This window comes from Pseudomonadota bacterium, from assembly GCA_022361155.1.
Classification (GTDB): domain Bacteria; phylum Myxococcota_A; class Polyangia; order Polyangiales; family JAKSBK01; genus JAKSBK01.
In genome coordinates, this window is record JAKSBK010000148.1 from 1 (window position 1) to 17150 (window position 17150).

The 17150-nt window shown below is 66.8% G+C and carries 11 protein-coding genes; 7 read left to right on the forward strand and 4 right to left on the reverse strand.

The features are described 5' to 3' along the window. Window positions 1–147: 147 nt before the first annotated feature. Window positions 148–597, reverse strand: a complete 450-nt coding sequence (locus tag MJD61_05125) for a MerC domain-containing protein (GenBank protein MCG8554659.1) — start codon at window positions 595–597, stop codon at window positions 148–150. A 343-nt stretch (window positions 598–940) separates the two neighbouring features. Here MJD61_05125 and MJD61_05130 point away from each other — a divergent pair, with 343 nt between their 5' ends. The 5 genes from MJD61_05130 (at window position 941) to MJD61_05150 (ending at window position 9265) form a co-directional block, all read left to right on the forward strand. Further along, the gene (locus MJD61_05130) at window positions 941–2335 is read left to right on the forward strand and encodes a hypothetical protein (GenBank protein ID MCG8554660.1); all 1395 of its coding nucleotides are present in this window, start codon (window positions 941–943) and stop codon (window positions 2333–2335) included. 219 nt (window positions 2336–2554) lie between these two features. Next, on the forward strand, window positions 2555–5239 hold the full coding sequence (locus MJD61_05135) for a fused MFS/spermidine synthase (GenBank protein ID MCG8554661.1): 2685 nt from the start codon (window positions 2555–2557) through the stop codon (window positions 5237–5239). A 53-nt stretch (window positions 5240–5292) separates the two neighbouring features. Beyond that, on the forward strand, window positions 5293–6012 hold the full coding sequence (locus MJD61_05140) for a hypothetical protein (protein ID MCG8554662.1): 720 nt from the start codon (window positions 5293–5295) through the stop codon (window positions 6010–6012). Continuing rightward, the gene (locus tag MJD61_05145) at window positions 6009–8390 is read left to right on the forward strand and encodes a TonB-dependent receptor (GenBank protein ID MCG8554663.1); all 2382 of its coding nucleotides are present in this window, start codon (window positions 6009–6011) and stop codon (window positions 8388–8390) included. The genes MJD61_05140 and MJD61_05145 overlap by 4 nt, the downstream gene beginning before the upstream one ends. A gap of 143 nt (window positions 8391–8533) precedes the next feature. After that, window positions 8534–9265 carry a hypothetical protein gene (locus tag MJD61_05150; protein ID MCG8554664.1) on the forward strand — a complete coding sequence of 244 codons (732 nt, stop codon included), beginning with the start codon at window positions 8534–8536 and terminating at the stop codon, window positions 9263–9265. Window positions 9266–9340: 75 nt separating this feature from the next. Here MJD61_05150 and MJD61_05155 read toward each other — a convergent pair whose 3' ends face one another. Beyond that, a complete protein-coding gene (locus MJD61_05155) occupies window positions 9341–9685 on the reverse strand; it encodes a hypothetical protein (protein MCG8554665.1) in 345 nt (114 codons plus the stop codon). A gap of 35 nt (window positions 9686–9720) precedes the next feature. Continuing rightward, window positions 9721–10095, reverse strand: a complete 375-nt coding sequence (locus MJD61_05160) for a metalloregulator ArsR/SmtB family transcription factor (protein ID MCG8554666.1) — start codon at window positions 10093–10095, stop codon at window positions 9721–9723. A gap of 200 nt (window positions 10096–10295) precedes the next feature. Between MJD61_05160 and MJD61_05165 the strand changes: the two genes are divergently transcribed. Further along, on the forward strand, window positions 10296–12188 hold the full coding sequence (locus MJD61_05165; protein ID MCG8554667.1) for a permease: 1893 nt from the start codon (window positions 10296–10298) through the stop codon (window positions 12186–12188). Window positions 12189–12384: 196 nt separating this feature from the next. Here the strand turns inward: MJD61_05165 and MJD61_05170 are convergent, their stop codons facing one another. Then, window positions 12385–14622 carry a hypothetical protein gene (locus tag MJD61_05170; protein MCG8554668.1) on the reverse strand — a complete coding sequence of 746 codons (2238 nt, stop codon included), beginning with the start codon at window positions 14620–14622 and terminating at the stop codon, window positions 12385–12387. Window positions 14623–14974: 352 nt separating this feature from the next. Between MJD61_05170 and MJD61_05175 the strand changes: the two genes are divergently transcribed. Continuing rightward, complete coding sequence (locus MJD61_05175; GenBank protein ID MCG8554669.1) at window positions 14975–17146, forward strand: TonB-dependent receptor; 2172 nt, start codon at window positions 14975–14977, stop codon at window positions 17144–17146. Window positions 17147–17150 lie beyond the last annotated feature (4 nt).

The following is a 17150-nucleotide window of genomic DNA, read 5'->3' on the forward strand; positions in this document are numbered from 1 at the left end:
AACCGGCAAGACCGTCGCGTATCTCCTCAGCGCGCGCCAGCCGGGACAGCCCAAGCTGGAAACGTGGCGGCAGACGGTCGCGGACCTCGAAATGGCGCGCGGAAGCATCCGCTGCTTACCATCGCTGTGTTGGCGGCACGCCGTTCTCTACGCGGCGTCACCGTCCGCCGACCGATGAGTGCCCAGCATGCAACCGGCCTCGCCGCAGCAGGCTGCGCGTCGAAGCTCACGCGTATTGAGGACATGCGCGGCGACGAGTAGCATCGAGGCGGCGACCGAGCCGAGCATCTCTGCGTGCTCCAGGTCGAACTCAGCGGTACGGACTGCGCCCAGGACCGCGATGCCTCCGGTAGCCACCGCCGCCGGCGTCAGGCTGCGGTGCGCGGAGTATGCATGCTGCAGAGCGTACACTACAATGCCGCACGCGAAAACCGCCAGCGCGATCTCGATTCGCTCGTCGCCGAACAGTGACAGCGTCCCCGCGCTTGCCGCCAGTACCGGGCCCAGAATGCAATGAAGTGCGCACATCGTCGAGGCCGCAATGCCCCAGCGATCGCGTGAATTGCTTCCCTGCTGGTATTGCGTTCCTGCTTGCATGCGATCGATCAGGCGGCGGTGAGTGAGAGCACGACGCGAGTCTGGCCGCTGGCCTCGATGGGGGGCGAGCGATGAACGGCGCCGCATCCCAGAACCGATACCCAGGGCCACGTGCACAGGAGCGTGACGATGCCTATTATCGCAATCCAATAGCAAGTGCAAGTCGATTGTGACAGTTGGCTCGCCACTCGTGGTCACAACCCGTGATGGGAGTGTCACGGAATGTTTTCGCAAGTCCATTGCATAAGCATTTGAATTGCGATACTGGGCACCAAGGCTTTCTTGTACAAGCTGGTTGCGTACCGATGTGTGGCTTGAGTGGCCACGGAAAGGAAGTTGAACCATGGAACTCCGAACGCACCGTTCGATGCCGAACCGTTGCCTGATGTGGATCTTTGTGGGCCTGGTGCTGGGCGCTTCAAACGGGGCATTTGCCGAGTCGCTCGGCTTCCCTTGCAGCGATTGGGGCACGTCCGTCGTGGTGGACGGCTCGCAGCGCACGATCGTGGGAGGCGCCGCCGCGGACAACCGAGTGCTTGAGTGGGAAAGTGGACATGCCCACTACGGGAACTTCGCACTCGCCCGCCTGGACGCCAGCGGGCGCCTGGACCCGTCCTTCGGAGACGAGGGCAGCTTCATCCTGGACGAGGGCGATTTCGACTCGGTGGCGGACCTGGCGCTGGATTCGGAGGGCGTCATCGTCGGCGGTACGACGCAGCAGCGTGATGCGGGTCGCACCGGGCCGAGGCGGGCCGTGGTATTCAGGCTGGACGATGACGGCGAGCTGGATGAGTCGTTCGGTGATCGGGGGATTGCGGGGCTCGGCCTCGGCGGCAGCGAGGCGGTCGAAAGCGTGGCGGCGGGCCGGGAGGGGGACGTGTACGTCGCCGGGACCCTCGAGCGTGCCGGATGGACGCAAGGGTTTGTCGCGCGCTTGGACGATGAGGGCAGGTTGGACCCCGCTTTCGGCAACCACGGCGTGGTGTACTTGGGCGCGCTTGCCGGGATGCATCGTGTTCACGGCATGCGCAGGACCGGCGGCGCGTTGCTGGTTGCCGGAGCGCGGTCGTCCGACGGCACGACAGAGGCGATGGTAGTCCGCCTGAATCGCGACGGTCGGCTGACTCGTCGCTTTGCGGACGCAGGCGTGGCCACCGTTGAGGTCCCGCACGCTGTGGCCGGCCAGGGTACGGCCTTCTTTTCCCGCCGTGGTGCAACGGCGGTCTCGCTTCAGGTGGTTGCTGAAGCGGGGAGCCGCATCGCAACGGTGGTATTCGACCCGCGCGGGCACGCACAGCAGGGGACCGATGGGTATCTCGATGTGCTTGACGCACCGACGGGAGCGCTGGATTTTGCCAATGCTGGTGCGTTCTTGTGGGGCCGCGCGATGTACCTGGCAGGTGCAACCTACCCCCAAGACTTCGCTACAGGGGACGCTTTTTTGGCGCGCAAACGCGCGCAGGACGCCGGCTACGACGTCACGTCCGCCCACTTCGACCTCGAGTACGCCGCGTACAACGACCTCGCTGTGAACCGGAAGACGGTCACAGCCGTGGGCTGGAACTTCGGAGAGGCCGACGACACGCTGCCCCCGAGCGACGCGCTGGTCGTGCGCTACCTGCATGACGGTAGGCTCGACACGACGTTCGGCGACGCAGGCGTCCTGAAGCTCGATTTCATGCGCGGTCAGGCCGTCTGCGGGCCTCGCGTCGTGGACTGCGCAACCGCTACCTGCTAGAGGACCGCATAGTTGCCTGTGGCAGGTAGCTGGCCGGGCTAGGACAAGCGGGCGGCCGCGGTCGATGAGCTCGGTCTGACTCACGCCGTGGACGCCGCATGCTGCTGGGAAGAGCCGGCCCGCCATGTTCGAGTGGACCGGCGCTCCCTGTGCCCGCACACCAACCGCCGCGCGAGCTCGCCCAGCGGCTCGCGCAGAGAGCGCGACGGCTTGAAGCAGGTGAGCGACAGATCTCCTCGTGGACCGCCGGCAGGTATCCGCACGCCGGACCGCCGCTCCAGTCCCGCTCGCGCTGCGATCCTGCTGGCCGTTTTGAGCGGGGCCGCAGCGCTCAGCCACGAGCTGCTTTGGACACGGCGCCTGTTCGACGCACTGGGGGGCAGCGCATCGGCCGCGGCGCGTGTCTTTGGAGCCTTTTTTCTGGGTTTGTCGCTCGGCGCGGCGCTCGTGAGCTGGCTGCCGAACCTCGCCCGGCGCCCGTGGCTTGCGCTGGCTCGAGCCGAACTCGCCATCGGCTTGCTTTCGCTGCCGATGCTGCTGCTTCCGGAGCTTGCCGACGAGCTGTGGCCTTGGCTGGGCGGCGCGGCGCTTACCGGCACGGCCGGCAGCTGGACGAAGCTCACCATCTCGCTTGCGGTGGTGTGTCCGCCCGCGATCGCCATGGGCATGACCCTGCCCTTGTTGACGGCAGCGTGTGTACGGAGCGCCAACGCGTCGGGCCGCAGTGTTGCATCGAGCCGCAGTGTTGCATCGAGCCGCAGTGTTGCATCGAGCCGCAGTGTTGCATCGAACCGCAGTGTTGCATCGAACCGCAGTGTGGTCTGGCTCTACGCGGCCAACACGGCCGGTGGCGTGCTCGGCTTGACCGCCGCGCTGTTGTTGTGCTTGCCAGCCCTGGGCACGGTCGGCTCGCTGGTGGCAACGGCGGCGCTCAATCTCGCCGTCGCCGCCTGCGCCTGGGTCCTGGCACGGCAAGACGGCTCGGAACAGGCTCAGACCAAACTTCCTGCGCCCCCCTTGCAACCGCCGGACAGACCGATCTGGCTGTACGCACTTTCGTTGCTGTCAGGCTTCGCAGTGCTCGCGGTAGAGGTCGCGCTGCTGCGCATGCTCATGCTGGCCGCCACGACCTCCATGCACGCCCCTTTTGCGGTCTTGGTGGCGGTGATCGCTGCACTCGCGGCCGCCGCCTGGGCTGCGCCGCATCTGTTGCCGTCCCTGCCGATCCATACCCGGATTGCGATCCTGCTTGTGGGCGCTGCCCTGTGTTTTGGACTTGCGCCGCTCGCCTTCGCCAAACTGGCTGCAGTGCCCGGACTGCTCACGGCCAAGAGCGCCGAGGGCTTTGTGTTGCGTCTGACCGGCCTCACGCTCGTCGTTGGCGGACCGGCGTTGTGGTTGGCCGGCGCGGTCTTTCCGACGCTGCTCCAGACGCTCTCGGTGGGAAAACAAGCTGCGACCGGCCTCGCTCGCCTCCTCGCCTGCAACGGCGTGGGAGGGTTGCTAGGAGCCGAGACGGCATACCGGGTCCTCTTGCCTCGGTTCGGACCGTATCAAACGCTGGGAATCTGCGGCCTGCTCTACGTCGCGCTCGGCTCCCTGTGGTTCTTGAAGACGGCTCGCCCGAGTCGTGCGCTCGGTTACGCCTCGCCGGCATGGCTCGGCATCGCCGTCTTGAGCTTCGGGGTCTTGCCCGAGCTTCCCGTAGTCAACCCACATATGAGCTTCAACCTGCTCCAGGTCGAAAGCGGCCGCGAGGGCACGCTGGTGGTCGCCGAGCATCCCAAGATGGGACGACTCATGCTGGTGGACAACCAGTACGTCCTGGGCAGCACCCGCGCGCGCTACAACCAGGAGCGGCAGGCGCACCTGGCCTTGCTGGCGCACCCCCACCCCACGCAGGTCGGATTCATCGGCATCGCAACCGGGTCGACGCCCGGCGCAGCCCTGCTGCACCCCGAAGTAGAGACGATTCACGCGGTGGAGATCTCGACCACGGTCGCACGGATGGCAGAGCGCCACTTTGGCGACATGAATCACGGCGTCATGCGCGACCCGCGCACACGCCTCGTTCTCGAGGACGGGCGAATGTATGTGGCTGCAACTCGCGAGGCCCTGGACGTAGTCGCGGGCGACCTGTTCCTGCCGTGGGGCGCCGGTGCGGGGCGTCTGTACAGCGTGGAGCACTTCCGCAACGTGCGTCGCGCGTTGCGTGACGGCGGCGTGTTCTGCCAGTGGCTGCCGATGTACCAGCTCACGAGTAGGCAGCTTGCCATGGTGGTCAGGACGTTCCTGCAGGTCTTTCCGAACGCGCACCTGTTCCGAGGCGGGTTCCACCCGGACCGCCCGGTGCTCGGCGTGCTTGGCATCAAGGGCGGAACACTCGACTGGTCGGTCATCGCAGACCGGACACGGGCGGTGCGTAGCCATGACCGGATCAAGGACCCCACATGCCGCTGGGCCGAGGGCGTGGGGCTGCTCTATCTTGGTCCGGCAAACACGCTAGAGCTTCCGGAGGCACCCATCGTTCGGTTGTCCAACGTCGACTTCGAGCATGACGCAAGCAGCGTGCGCTTGTCCGGAGCCGGCCGGGAGGCGTACCTGTACAACCGCAATTGGACGGAGTTCCTGAAGCGCCGGCACGCGTGGTTCAGCCGCGCAGCCGCGAACCAAGTGCCGGCCAACGTACGCGATCGGGCGCGGCTAGGAATCGCGCTCACGAACCTCGATGTCGCGCGCCGCACGCGCCACCCGGCGACCGCGAAGCTTGCGCAACACATCGCCCGTACGTTTCCGGCTCAGATCTCTCTAGACCAGGGAGCCGAACGGTCCCAGTGGCCTGGGATCGGTCCCTGGAATCCTCCTCGAGCGAGCCGGGCGACCGAGGATCGTCCGAAGCTCTAATGCAATCGACTTGCACCAATTGACTGGGGACCTACGATGCCAGCTGGTGACCGATGCAAGCTAGATGCGCCAGCGCCCCAAAACCGAGCGGCTTCCGGACTCTGGCCATGCGTTGCCCGGCTGTGCTTTGCCTCCTGGCGTCGGCGTGTGCCGCCGAGCAGCCGGAAGCAAGGGCTCGCTACACGACGGGGCATGCGGACCTGCTCATGGCCCTGGGGCCGGATGCGACCGCCGGTATGCAGGTCTTTCTCGCGGCGGGCGGTGCGGTCATTGATGGCGAGCGAAAAACGAACCGCCGTTACGCGCTCACCGCCGTCGAGATCGTCTCAAGCGCCGTTTTCGAGCGGCCGGCGAAGGACAACGGTGCTTTCGATCTCCTGTGCACCGATCCCGGCGAAAGCGTGCGCTGGTTGCCCCAGAATCTCCAAGACGCTTCTCGGCGCGAGGCCCCCTTCCTCGGCCTTAGCGTGAAGGCCCCTTCCGGCTTGTTGGTCGATGACCAGCTGCGGCTTCGGCTCGTCTCCGTGACGCCCGATTCGGACACTGGCCACTACGCGCTGTGGCGAGACGGCTTGCGCCCAGAGTTCCACATGTCTACCTGCGACGGCATCGATGCAGAGGACGAGCTTCCCCTTCCGATCGGCCACGACCACTTCAACATGGCCTTTTCCGCCCCGGGGCAGTGGTCTGTCCGCTACGGCGTTTCGGCCGCCACCCCGGAGGGCGGCATGATCGAGTCCGAGTTTTCAGTCAACTACACCCTGCTGAAGTGAAACGTCCCGCCGACACCCGCTGGGGGGCGCTCGTACTCCTCGGCCCGCTGCTCCTGCTGGGCGCGTTCGATCGGGAGGCCCAGGCGGAAGACCGGCGTGCGGCCTTTGTGCTGTTTGTGAAAGACGCTCACACGGACGGGCCCGTAGCGGGCGCGGTGATATCCGGAGCCGATGAGGCGGAGCTTGCGCGCTCGGGACGCGATGGCAAGGTAGTCGCAGCGCTCGCGCTCGCGCAGACGCAGATTCGCATAGACCACCCGAGCTACCGGGCGCGCAGCTTGCGGGTATCCGAGCTTGCCTCCGGCGGCGACCCGTTTCTCATCCTTTTGGAGCCGGCGGCCGCTCGGCCGGCGAAGGCAGTTGCGCAGGAGCCGGAGGAGACGGTTGCGCAGGAGCCGGAGCAGATCGTGGTCACCGCCCGCAAGCGGCGTGTCATCGCGCAAGTGACGGCGTTGTCGGGCATGGAGCTGCAGGACGCCATGCGGTCCAGCATGCCGGCAACCCTTGCCAGGTTGCCCGGGTTCTTCGCGGCCTACAATGGACCTGCCGCCTCGCGCCCCTCGGCCCGCGGCATGTCCGGCGACCGCCTTCTGATTCTCGAGGACGGGTTTCGAACCGGGGGCCTGTATTGGAGTGCCGCAGACCATGGCGTCATGGTCGAACCGCTTTCCGCTGCCACGATCGAGGTCGTTCGGGGAGCCGCCAGCCTGGCCTACGGAGCCGACGCCATCGGCGGCGCCGTAAACGTGCGGCGAGCCGATATCCCGGGTGTGCTTCCGGACGGCGTTGCAGTTCGGCTCGCGTCCCACCTCGAGTCGGTCAACCGGCAGTGGGCCCAGGCGGCCAACGTCTCTGCAGGCGCTGGGGACTGGGCTTTCCGCGTAGAGGAATCGACGAGTCGAGGCGGCGAGACGAGAACGCCACGCGGCAGACTCACAGGCACCAGCTTTCGAGCGCGGGGGGCCGCCGCCGGCCTGGCCTGGCACCCGGTCTGGGGCGCCGCAGGGGTCGCATTGCGTTACTACGGCAACCAGTACGGTGTTCCCGGCGAGTTCGGGGGACAGCTGATCCCGGGCGGCCATCCCGGCGGCGCGTGGATTGAAACCAGTCGCATGCTAGGACGGGCAAGAGTCGTGCTCGAGCCGGACGCGGGCGCCCTGCTGCGTCGCGTGACCGTCGAAGGCAACCTCACGCAGTACGAGCACGACGAAATCGAGGCCCGCTTGCTGGGACGCGCGAGCTTTGGCGCTCGCTTCAGGCTGCGGACCACCGAAGCCAGGGTGCTGTGCGAACACGGCAAGACCCAGGGGTCGAATGCCGGCACCTGGCATGGGGCGCTCGGGCTGTTGCTGTTGAGCCAAGAGCTCCAGTCGGGGGGCACGTCCCCGGGCAACCGGGGGGGCTCCAGCGTCAACTTCGCGGCCTTCGCCTACGAGGAGGTCCCCGTTCGGGCCCTTCGAATTCAGGCGGGTGTTCGTTGGGATCTGCGAGCCAGCGCGCCCGGCTGGCTCGACCCGATCGCTGTTCGCACCGCGCAGCGGCGGATCCACAAAGAGGTCTCGCGACGCCGCTTCTCCGGCGGCTCCGGCTCCTTGTCGGTCCTGTGGCCCTTTGCGGATGGCTTCAGCGTTGGAACCACGGTGGCCCGTTCCTTTCGCGCCCCGACGCTTCAAGAGCTGTACTCGGATGGACCGCACCTGGCCGATTTCTCCTTCGATATCGGCAGCCCCGACCTGCGAGCCGAGGTTGGAACCGGGATCGATGTCTTCCTCCGGGGGACCATACAACGCTTGCAGCTTCGGGGGTCGCTGTATGCGAGCCGCGTGAGCGGCTACGTGTACTACCTGGCCACGGGAGAGACGCGGCGGTTGATTCGCGAGGGCTTGCGTCCGGTCGAAACACCCGTGTACGAGGCTCGGTCGGCCGAGGCGCAGATCCTCGGCGGCGAAGGGCAACTCAAGTGGCACTTCATGCCGCCCCTCTCGGCCGAGGTGACCGCTTCCTATACGCGGGCCGAAACTGCCGCGGGCGATCCCCTGCCGTTCATTCCACCCCTTTCGGGCGCCGCTTCTCTCCGATACGAGGGCGCCGTCGTGTTCGCTTCGCTGGAGTTGCGAACCAATGCGGGCCAGAGACGCGTGCCACGTCCCGTGAGCGTAGGGACACGCCAGCTTCTGCCGCAGCTCCCCACCGCTGGTACCACGCTCATCGGGGCCAAAGCCGGCCTGCGACTGCAGCGGGGTGGCGCGGAGCACATGCTGACGGCCGAGCTGGCCAACGCCACCAACCGCGATTGGCGGTCCCACCTTTCCCGTGTCAAAGACATCGCCCCTCAGCCGGGGCGCAACTTGCTGCTTACCTACTCGCTAACCTTTTGAGCGGAGTCCCCATCATGTACACGTATGCTCCGGCATGTAGGCTTCGAGCGCCATTGCGACTCCGATCCGGCAAAGCCATCCCGAGCCGCAGCCCGACCTTCATCGGCATGGCATGCAGCCTCTGTGCGGCATGCAGCCAGCCAGTGCCCGAAGAATCGTTCTGGCCGGGGGGCCACGGACATCTGGCGCGCGTCGAGCTCTACGACCTGGGTTCATCGACGCGCCTGGCGACATGGACCGAGAGCGCGGCCGCCTGGGAGATTGCGGCTGTAGATCCTCGGGCTTCCACCAGCGAGCACCCCTTGACGCTCGCGCAGCTGCCGCAGCTTGCTGGGTGGCGCCGCGGCAAGAAAGTCCAGCCCGCCGCGAAGGAGCCCGCAGCCGTCCACCTCCCCCCGGCCAGGCCAGCGAGCTCGCGCGAACACCTCCGCCCGGCCAAGCCAGCGAGCTCGCGCGAACCAGGGAGGTCGAGGGCGTCCGGTAGCGGCGTTGGCACGCTGCGGCTTCACCTCGCGGATGGTCCTCGGACCTTGCAGGTGAAGTACTTCGACACCCGAAAGGAGCTGGACCTGAGCCCCGCTGGACCCGACAGCCCGGCCGGGACACCGCAGTGTGGCGAGTTTTCGGCGCGCTACTATCCGTTCGATGACGAGACGACCGCCATCACCTGGCCGAATGTGCCCCATTCGGAGGAACCGGACGGGCAGGCGCTCTATGGAGTGCAGGAGGAGGGAGCCATGGTCAGGATGTTCGAGTGCGATCGCGTCACGCTTTACCCGGAGCGCGCAGGCACGGTCGCGCTTGCCTTCGTACTGTGGCACGTCAACCACGCCGATCAGGAGACAGAACGGTTGACGATCGAAATCGTCCGGTAGCGCTCCCGCGCATGCGTTCAACGGCGGCGTGCGATCGGCCGCAGGACATGGGGTCATCACCCCACCGCCCGTCGGTCACGCCCGGTAGAGCGGCCCGTGGTCGTCGCAGTGTTCGCCGTGGGGATGATGCAGGTGGCCGTCGACCCAGTAGTCAACGTGGTCCCCATGAGGAACCGCTTCATGGCCGCAACCCGGCCCATGCGTATGGGTGTTCGCGTGGCCGCCGCAGGCGTGGTCGGGAGTGCAGCCAGCAGGGTTGTTCGCGCCGACGTCGATCGCGTGCTCGTCTACATGATCCTCATGGGGATGATGAAGATGCCCGTCGTGCAAGTAATCGACGTGGTCACCGTGCCGGACCGCCGTGTGGCCGCAGTCGACTCCGTGCTGGTGACCGTGATTGGCGTGAGGTTTGCAGCTCATGACAAGGCTCCTTTCTTGGCAATTTGACTCAGCTTTCATTCCGAAATCTCCAGGCCCGCGATACGTGCCTCGTGGCTCGCCACGTGACGAGCGTGCTCGAGCACGACGTCCAGGAGTTTGGTGACGTGCTCATCGGCCAGCCGGTAGTACTGGTGCCGCTCTTCACGCCGCCTGGCCACGAGACCTTCTCGTGCAAGCAGCTGCAGGCGATTCGATGTTGTGGTAACGGCTTCGCCGAGGTGCTCCGCGAGCCCCGACACACATGCTTCGCCCTCACGCAGACACTCCAAGAGGCGGAGGCGCTCGGGACTGCTCGCGGCTTTGAGCATCGTGGCCGCGCGCCTCAGCAGCGCATCGGAAACGTGCTGGCTGTGCTTGGGCGACACATGGGTCATGGTATCTGCGGGCACTGTTCCATGGATTCATGAAATATGCAAGCCGAGGATGCCAGGAAAGGAAGACGCGGCTGCTTGCGCGGGCGGATAGGCCGATCGAGCCGGGCGCCGGTGATGGATGCGGGCTCAAGGCGGCGCAACACCGCTGGACGGGATGGATCGAAATCGAAGCGGCGATGTTATGTTGACCGGATGCCCAAGGAGCGACCGCCGCGATGACTCCCCTCGCACCTCTGGTCCTGGCTTCGCTCGGTCTCATCGTCGGTCCGCTGTGCGGCTCGCTCGGCGCGCGATCTCGGCCGGTTCATGCGCTGGTAGATGGGTTCGCGCTGGCCCTGGTGGGCGGCCTGTGCCTGGTTTTCGTTCTTCCCCACGCGGTAGGAGAGTTGGGTATTTTGGCGCTCGCGCTCGCGGGAGCCGGCGTCGCGCTGCCCTCCGTGGGCCAGAGGTTTTGGCGCAGCAGGTCGTGGTCGCTTGCGTTCGTCGTACTCTCGCTTTTGGCGCACGTCGTGCTCGACGGCATGGTGCTAGCCACCCAGAGCGATGGCGCCCCCCTTGCCTGGGCGGTTGTGGCACATCGACTGCCTGTTGGCTTTGCCGTCGTGGTTACTACTCAGGCGGCGCGGAGGTCGGCAGCGGTCTCGTGGGGGCTCACGCTGATGATGGTAGCCGCGACGGTCGTGGGATACGCCTGGGGCGCGAGTATCGCGGCCTGGCTTCCACACAACACCCCAGGTGCGTGGGAAGCGCTCGTGGCGGGTGTGCTGCTGCACGTCGTCTTCCTGCCTCACGTGATGGAACGAGCATCGCATGCGCCCGGGCGTGCAGCTGCGCGAGATGCGGCACACGAGCAAGATGGATGCGGCCACGGTCGCTCGGACCGGCACCATCACGACGAGCAACCCGACCCAAGCGGCGGCGCGTGCTCCGACCCGGCGCGTTCTATCGCGCCCCGGCCTGGCGAAGGTCACACGGTGGATTCGGCGAGAGCTGCGCCATGGGCCGCAGCCGGCACGCTGGCGGGCCTCGTCGTGGTGTTCGCAGGAGGAACGCTCGTCGGACCGCATCCCCCCGAAGGCAGCGTGGTCGCCTTCCTGCGGACATTTTGCGTCCTGGTCCTGGAGAGTGCGCCAGCATTACTGCTCGGGTATGGGCTGGCGGGTGCGCTCCCGTATCTCTTGACGCCTGCCAGGACGAGCTCCCTGGCGCGCGGCGGCGGGCTCAGGCAATCCCTGCGCGGTGTCGCGTTTGGGCTCCCCATTCCCGTGTGCTCGTGCGGCGTGCTCCCGCTTTACCAGTCGCTCGTCCGCCGGGGCGCTCCGCCGATAGCCGCGATGGCCTTCTTCGTGGCCACGCCCGAGATCGGGCTCGACGCGGTGCTGCTGTCGGTGCCGTTGCTCGGGTCGTCATTGACCCTCGCGCGGGTGCTGTCGGCCTTCGCGGTCGCGCTGCTCGTTGCGCTTCTTGTGGGAAGTCGCACCTTGACCCGCACGTTGCCGGGAGAGGAGCCGGCACCGGACTCCGGCACGAGCTCTTGGAGCGCACGCATGCGGGCGGGGATGCGTTTCGGCTTCGTCGAGGTGTTCGACCACACGATGCCGTGGATCGCTCTGGGTCTGATCGTTGCGGCCATGGCGGAGCCGATGCTCTCGCACAGCGCGATCGAAACCATCCCGCGTGCTTTGCAGGTGCCCATCGCCGCGCTGGTCGGAGTACCCGTGTATGTCTGCGCGTCGGGCGCTACTCCCGTCGCCGCCCTGGCGCTGCACAAAGGCCTTTCTTCCGGCGCTGCCATCGCGTTTCTCATCGCCGGGCCGGCAACCAACGTTACGACCTTCGGTGTGCTTGCCAGCCTCCATGGGCGTCGAATCGCCCTGCTCTTCGGCTTCTCAGTAACCGCCTTGGCGGTGCTGGCCGGCTGGCTGGTCGACGTTATCGGCATTCCCGCGGCGCCTGTCCTCGAAGCACACGCGGACGCCGAGGCCCACGGGTCCTGGTTCGCCTGGATCTGCGTCGGCAGCCTCGCTGCGCTGGCGGTAGCCTCGCTCTTTCGGCAGGGGCCTCGGGGCGCCCTGCGTCAGGTTCTGGAGCCGATCCACGCTAACTGACCAGACAACCCAGGCAACCCGCAGGTCGAGCCTCCTTGGGCTTGGGCGTCGCATCGTTTGGCCGCACATCATGCGATCTACTTGCATTATTGGCCCAGATCGGACGCGGACGCCTCCGGCGATTGGCCTCGAAGTTGGTGACCGATGCGGGCCAAGCTCGACGCGCGCGCCGGCCCGGCGAACCCCTCCCGGGCGATCAGCTGGGATGCCAAAGCGCGACAAGCAACCGTGCTTCGGGCTGGTGGGTCGAGAGCATCAGGATCTTGTCGCGGTAGGGCAGGGCTGCCATGTGGCGCGTGTTGAAGGGCAGCTTGTCGATCAGCGTCTGCCAGCGTTTGGCGGCGGGATCATAGACCTGCACCGACTTTGCGGCACGCATGCTTCTGCCGTCCCGCACCGAGCCGCCGATCAAGTACAGTCGCTCCCGAAGCGCGAGCAGATGTCCTGACAAGCGAGGCCGAGAGGGACAGCTCAGCGGGGCGAAGCGCTGCTGGGCGAAGTCGAACACCAGGCAGTCGCCGACGAGCTGGAAGCCTTCGCGCATGCCACCGATGATGTAGTAGCGCCCGTTCAACGTGGCAGCGGCGAAGGCGCGGCGCGGTCCCGGCATGCGCACACGCTGCGTCACGAAAGGCTCGCTCGCCTGGTCCGTGGGGGCGCTGAGGATGCTCGTGACATGGTCGAAGGCTTGCATCCCCTTGCGTGCCGGGTCGTAGTTCAGACCGCCGAAGATCCAGGTCCGCTCGCCGTGCTCGGCGATCCCGAACTGGGTGCGCCCGCGGGGCAGGCCTGGCCGGCGGCTCCAGCGCTCCGTCTTGAAGTCGAACGCGTACGCGTCCGCGTGGGATACCGCCGCCGAGCCATCGTGGCCAAAACCGCCCATCACCACGGCGTGATCCGAGCCTGCATTGGTGCGCATGCTCTGCCGAGCATGCGGATAATCGGCGACGCGCTGCCAGCGTAGCGAGGGGAGATGCAGGCGCCAGCCCTGTGCCACGAAATTCGACGGTTCAAAGGCGTGCTGCTCCAGGGTGTTGTTGCCCCCAACGAAGTACACGAAATCGCCCTTGACGAAGATCGCCTGGCGGTTCTTGGCAACGCCGGGGTAGTCCATGCTCCAGGACCAAAAATGGCCGGGCTCGAGACCTCGGCTGGCTTCCGTCTCGTCTAGCTTGCGTGCGTCTGCGCTGCCCCCATCCGATGGCACGGCGGAATCGACGGGCAGCCGCTCCACATGGCGCGTGCGGCCGGAGGTGTGCATGCCGCTTATGCCACCAATGGCGAGCAACTCGCCTTCGGAGCCCGGCACCAGCTGGTGGAAGAAGCGGGGGAACGCGAGCTTGCCTGCGGGCCGCCAGCGAGCCGTGCCAACGCGCCAGGCATAGAGCGTGCCCCCGCGCGCCGACGCGTACACTCGGTCGCCAATTCCATACGCCGATAGCCCGAAGGCCTTGCCCGGAAACTCCGGTCCCTGTCCCCAAGCGCCCGTTTGGGGGTCGAAGACGTGCACTTCGCGCGAGAGCCTGCGCTCGGGCGTGATGCCTCCGATCGCGACGATCCGGCCAGCTGCGGCCGCGACTCCTAGAGCCCGGCACTTGAACGGCGCGGGGATCTCGCGCCAGGTCGCCCCGGGTCTTGCAAGGTCGAGCGCCAGCAAAGCGTCATGCCATCGAGCCTCGCGCGGCCCTCCCGAAAGACGCCAGCCGCCTGCCAGGTACACGTCGTGGCCGAGCAATGCGGCGCCGTGGGACGAGCGCGCGGCCGGCAACGGCGGCAATCGATTCCATCGCCCGCGTTGCGGATCGAAACAGGTGCTCTCATTCAGCGACGCCATGTGAGTTGGATCACCCCGCCGATTGTGGATGCGCAGCCCGCCGAAGGCGCAGATGCGCCCCGCGTGGGCGACCAGCGCTGCGCTCTGGACGCCACCTGCAGCGAGCCGTGAGATTTCCTCCCAGTGGCGACCCCCATCGAGGGCGGTTTTCCCGAGGGCAGCGGTTGTCCCGAAAGCAACGCGCCACAGCGAGCGAGATTGGCCTTCCCGGGAATACCGGTGCGGCACCCCCGCGTAGCCGCCCAGCACATAGACGTGCTGCCCATCCGACGCAGCGCCGAAGCTTGTAACCGCAACCGGCATGGGTGGCAGCAGGCCGAATAAGACCTGAACATGGTCGGCCGCTGGCGCGAGCGGGTTGATTTCATTGTGGGACTGGAGCTGCCGTGGCTGCTGGGATGCAGCCGCCGAGGAACGCGCCGTCGAAGCGGCGTGCGCCGGCGGCGCGCTCGAGCCGCCACAGCCGGCGAGCACCACGCCCATCGCCAACAGGCTGGTGCAAGCTGGGATCAAGACCCTGCAAACCCGGTGGCCGGGCCCGTGCGCTACCTCCTGGTCAGGCGACGGCAGCCAGCGATCCCTCTTCAGGGCTGCAGCCACCGACGATCCCTTTCTGAAGGGCTTGCGGCGTGTGCGATTGCACGGATCGAATCGGCTGAAGGGTAGCATCCGGACCTCGGCATTCGTAATCGCCGCCACGTTATACGACTTTGAAAATCAAAGTCAAATTCGATTCGAGCAGGGGAACCTGCACCGGGCAGCACGCCGGACGGACCCGTGGATGACCTCGGCCGGCTCGATGGCGCCAAGCAGGTCCGCGCCAAAAACAGCCCAGATCCCGGTTTTTCGTTGACAGGCTCAGCACGCTGGCCTAAGAACATCACCGATATTGAAAATCAAAGTCAATTTCAAATTTGTCCCAAGCATGAGACTCCGGTTACCACAGCAGTCGTTGAGAGCGCGAAGCCGCGACCGGCTGTGGACGGGCAGCGCCGTCCGAGTCGCGCATGCCAGTCGCAAGCCGCGTCAAGGGGATGCATGGGGACACGGGGGACACAAGTCGCCGCCTGGGCTGCACAGCCAGGCCGGAATACCGGCAGCACACGCCTTTCCGGGAAGCCGGGCACCGCTCAGGCGGCGATTCCTGTGCTGTACGTGGGTAATGGCCGTGGTGGGCGCCGGGGGCCTCGCGAGGTCCGAGCGGGCGATTGCCCAGGGACCATCCGACCAGTCCCGGAGCGACCACGAGCAGCCAGCCCAACGCAGCGCGCCACCGCAGGATGGGCAGGAGCAGCCCGCCGAGGTGATCGTCGTCACCGGCTCGCGCCGCGAGGAGCGGGCCCGTGACGCGGTCGTCGCGACCGAGGTCATCGGCCGGCACGCCATCGAACAGAGCGGGACGCGCAACGTCGGGGAGTTGCTGCAGGAACGCGCCGGCCTGCAGCTCAGGCGATCGTACCGGGGCAGCGCGCTTCTGTTGCGCGGGCTGGGCTCGGAATACACCCTCGTGTTGGTCAATGGCGACCGTGTGCCAGGTCGGATCGGGGGGGCGATCGATCTGTCGCGCTACGGTGTCGAGAACGTCGAACGTGTGGAAATCGTGCGCGGGCCGAGCTCGGCGCTCTACGGTGCCGACGCCCTGGGCGGTGTGATCAACATCATCACGCGCAGGCCGCACGCAGGGCTCGAAGGCGACGCGCTGCTGAGCGTTGGGCAAAACGGCAGCCTGGATCTCACGTCGCGCGTGGGGGGCCGGCCGGCGCGGCGCGTCGACTTCCAGCTAACGGCGGGTCTGCATCGAGCCGGTGCGTTTCGCAGCGGCGCGGTAGAGGCCACTCGAGGCAGCGCTCGCCGGCAGTGGTCGGCGGGCCTGCGCGTAGGACTGCATGCCGGCACCTCGCACGAGCTTCGCGCGCAGGCGGATTATGTGCAGCTCGAGCTGCGCGGGATCGACGAGGGTGCCGGATCTGCCGTGTTCGATCGCACGCAGTTGCAGGAGCAGCTGGTCGCAAGTGTCGAGCAGCGTCTGGGCGTCTCGGACGCGGCGCTCCTTGTCAGCAGGGTGAGCTATAACGAGTTCCGCGAGCAATACCTGCTCGACCAGCGCCAGGGCAGCGCGCTCGACAAGGACGAAGACAACCGCGAGCGGCTCGCGCAGGCGACGCAGCTGCTGCATCTGCGGGCATCCGGCGTGCATGAGCTGAGCTTTGGTCTGGAGGGGCTGTCGCAGCAGCTGGACTCGCCTCGTATTGACAGCCGGGGCCGCCGCGTACGCCTGTCGGTGTTCGGCCAGGATGAGTGGCAAGTGCTGGTCCAGGGCCAGACGCGGCTGCGCGTGGTGCCGGGCTTGAGGCTCGACGCCGACTCGCAATTCGGCCGCCAGCTTTCTCCCAAGCTCGCACTGCGGCTGGACGCCGGCCCGGCGCTGGTGCTGCGTGCCATGTACGGGCGCGGCTTCCGAGCCCCGTCGTTCAAGGAGCTGCTGCTGCGTTTCGAGAATCCCACCGCAGGCTATGCCGTATCGGGAAACCCGGACCTGCGCGCGGAACGCAGTCATGGCGTCGATCTAGGTGTCGCGTGGCGGCCTCACGACGTGCTCGACCTGCGAACCAGCCTCTTCCGTAATGACCTCGACGGCATGATAGCGGTGGTCATGCTCGACACGAGCGCGACAGGTCGGCGTTTTTCCTATCAGAACCTCCGCTCGGCATGGACCATGGGAGTGGAGTCGGCCGCCGAGTTGCGCCCGGGCGGCGTTTTCGCGTTGAGTCTCGCTCACACCCTCACGCAAACGTGGGATGCCGACAAGCACCGCCGCCTCGAAGGTCGCCCCCTGCATCGACTGACAGCAGCACCCCGCTTTCGTTGCTCGGACTGGGGATCCGACGCCTCGGTACGTGTCGCGCTTCTGCTCGGGCGGGTCTTTTACGAGGACGAGAACAACGATGGCGTCGAAGAACAGCTGCGCGCCCCGGTGCTCGCGCAGGTCGATCTGCGCCTGGCCAAGCACTTTGGCCGTGAATTCGAGTTGGCCTTTGGCATCGACAATCTTCTCGATGCCGGAGATCGATACTCTGTCCTGAGGCCCCGCACCGCGTATGGGGCGGTGCGGGGCCGCTATTGAGGGC

Coding starts and splice junctions, on each gene's coding strand:
- MJD61_05130 (MCG8554660.1), top strand. CDS start 941: ATGGAACTCCGAACGCACCGTTCGATGCCGAACCGTTGCCTGATGTGG.
- MJD61_05165 (MCG8554667.1), top strand. CDS start 10,296: ATGACTCCCCTCGCACCTCTGGTCCTGGCTTCGCTCGGTCTCATCGTC.
- MJD61_05155 (MCG8554665.1), bottom strand. CDS start 9,685: ATGAGCTGCAAACCTCACGCCAATCACGGTCACCAGCACGGAGTCGAC.
- MJD61_05140 (MCG8554662.1), top strand. CDS start 5,293: ATGCAAGCTAGATGCGCCAGCGCCCCAAAACCGAGCGGCTTCCGGACT.
- MJD61_05125 (MCG8554659.1), bottom strand. CDS start 597: ATGCAAGCAGGAACGCAATACCAGCAGGGAAGCAATTCACGCGATCGC.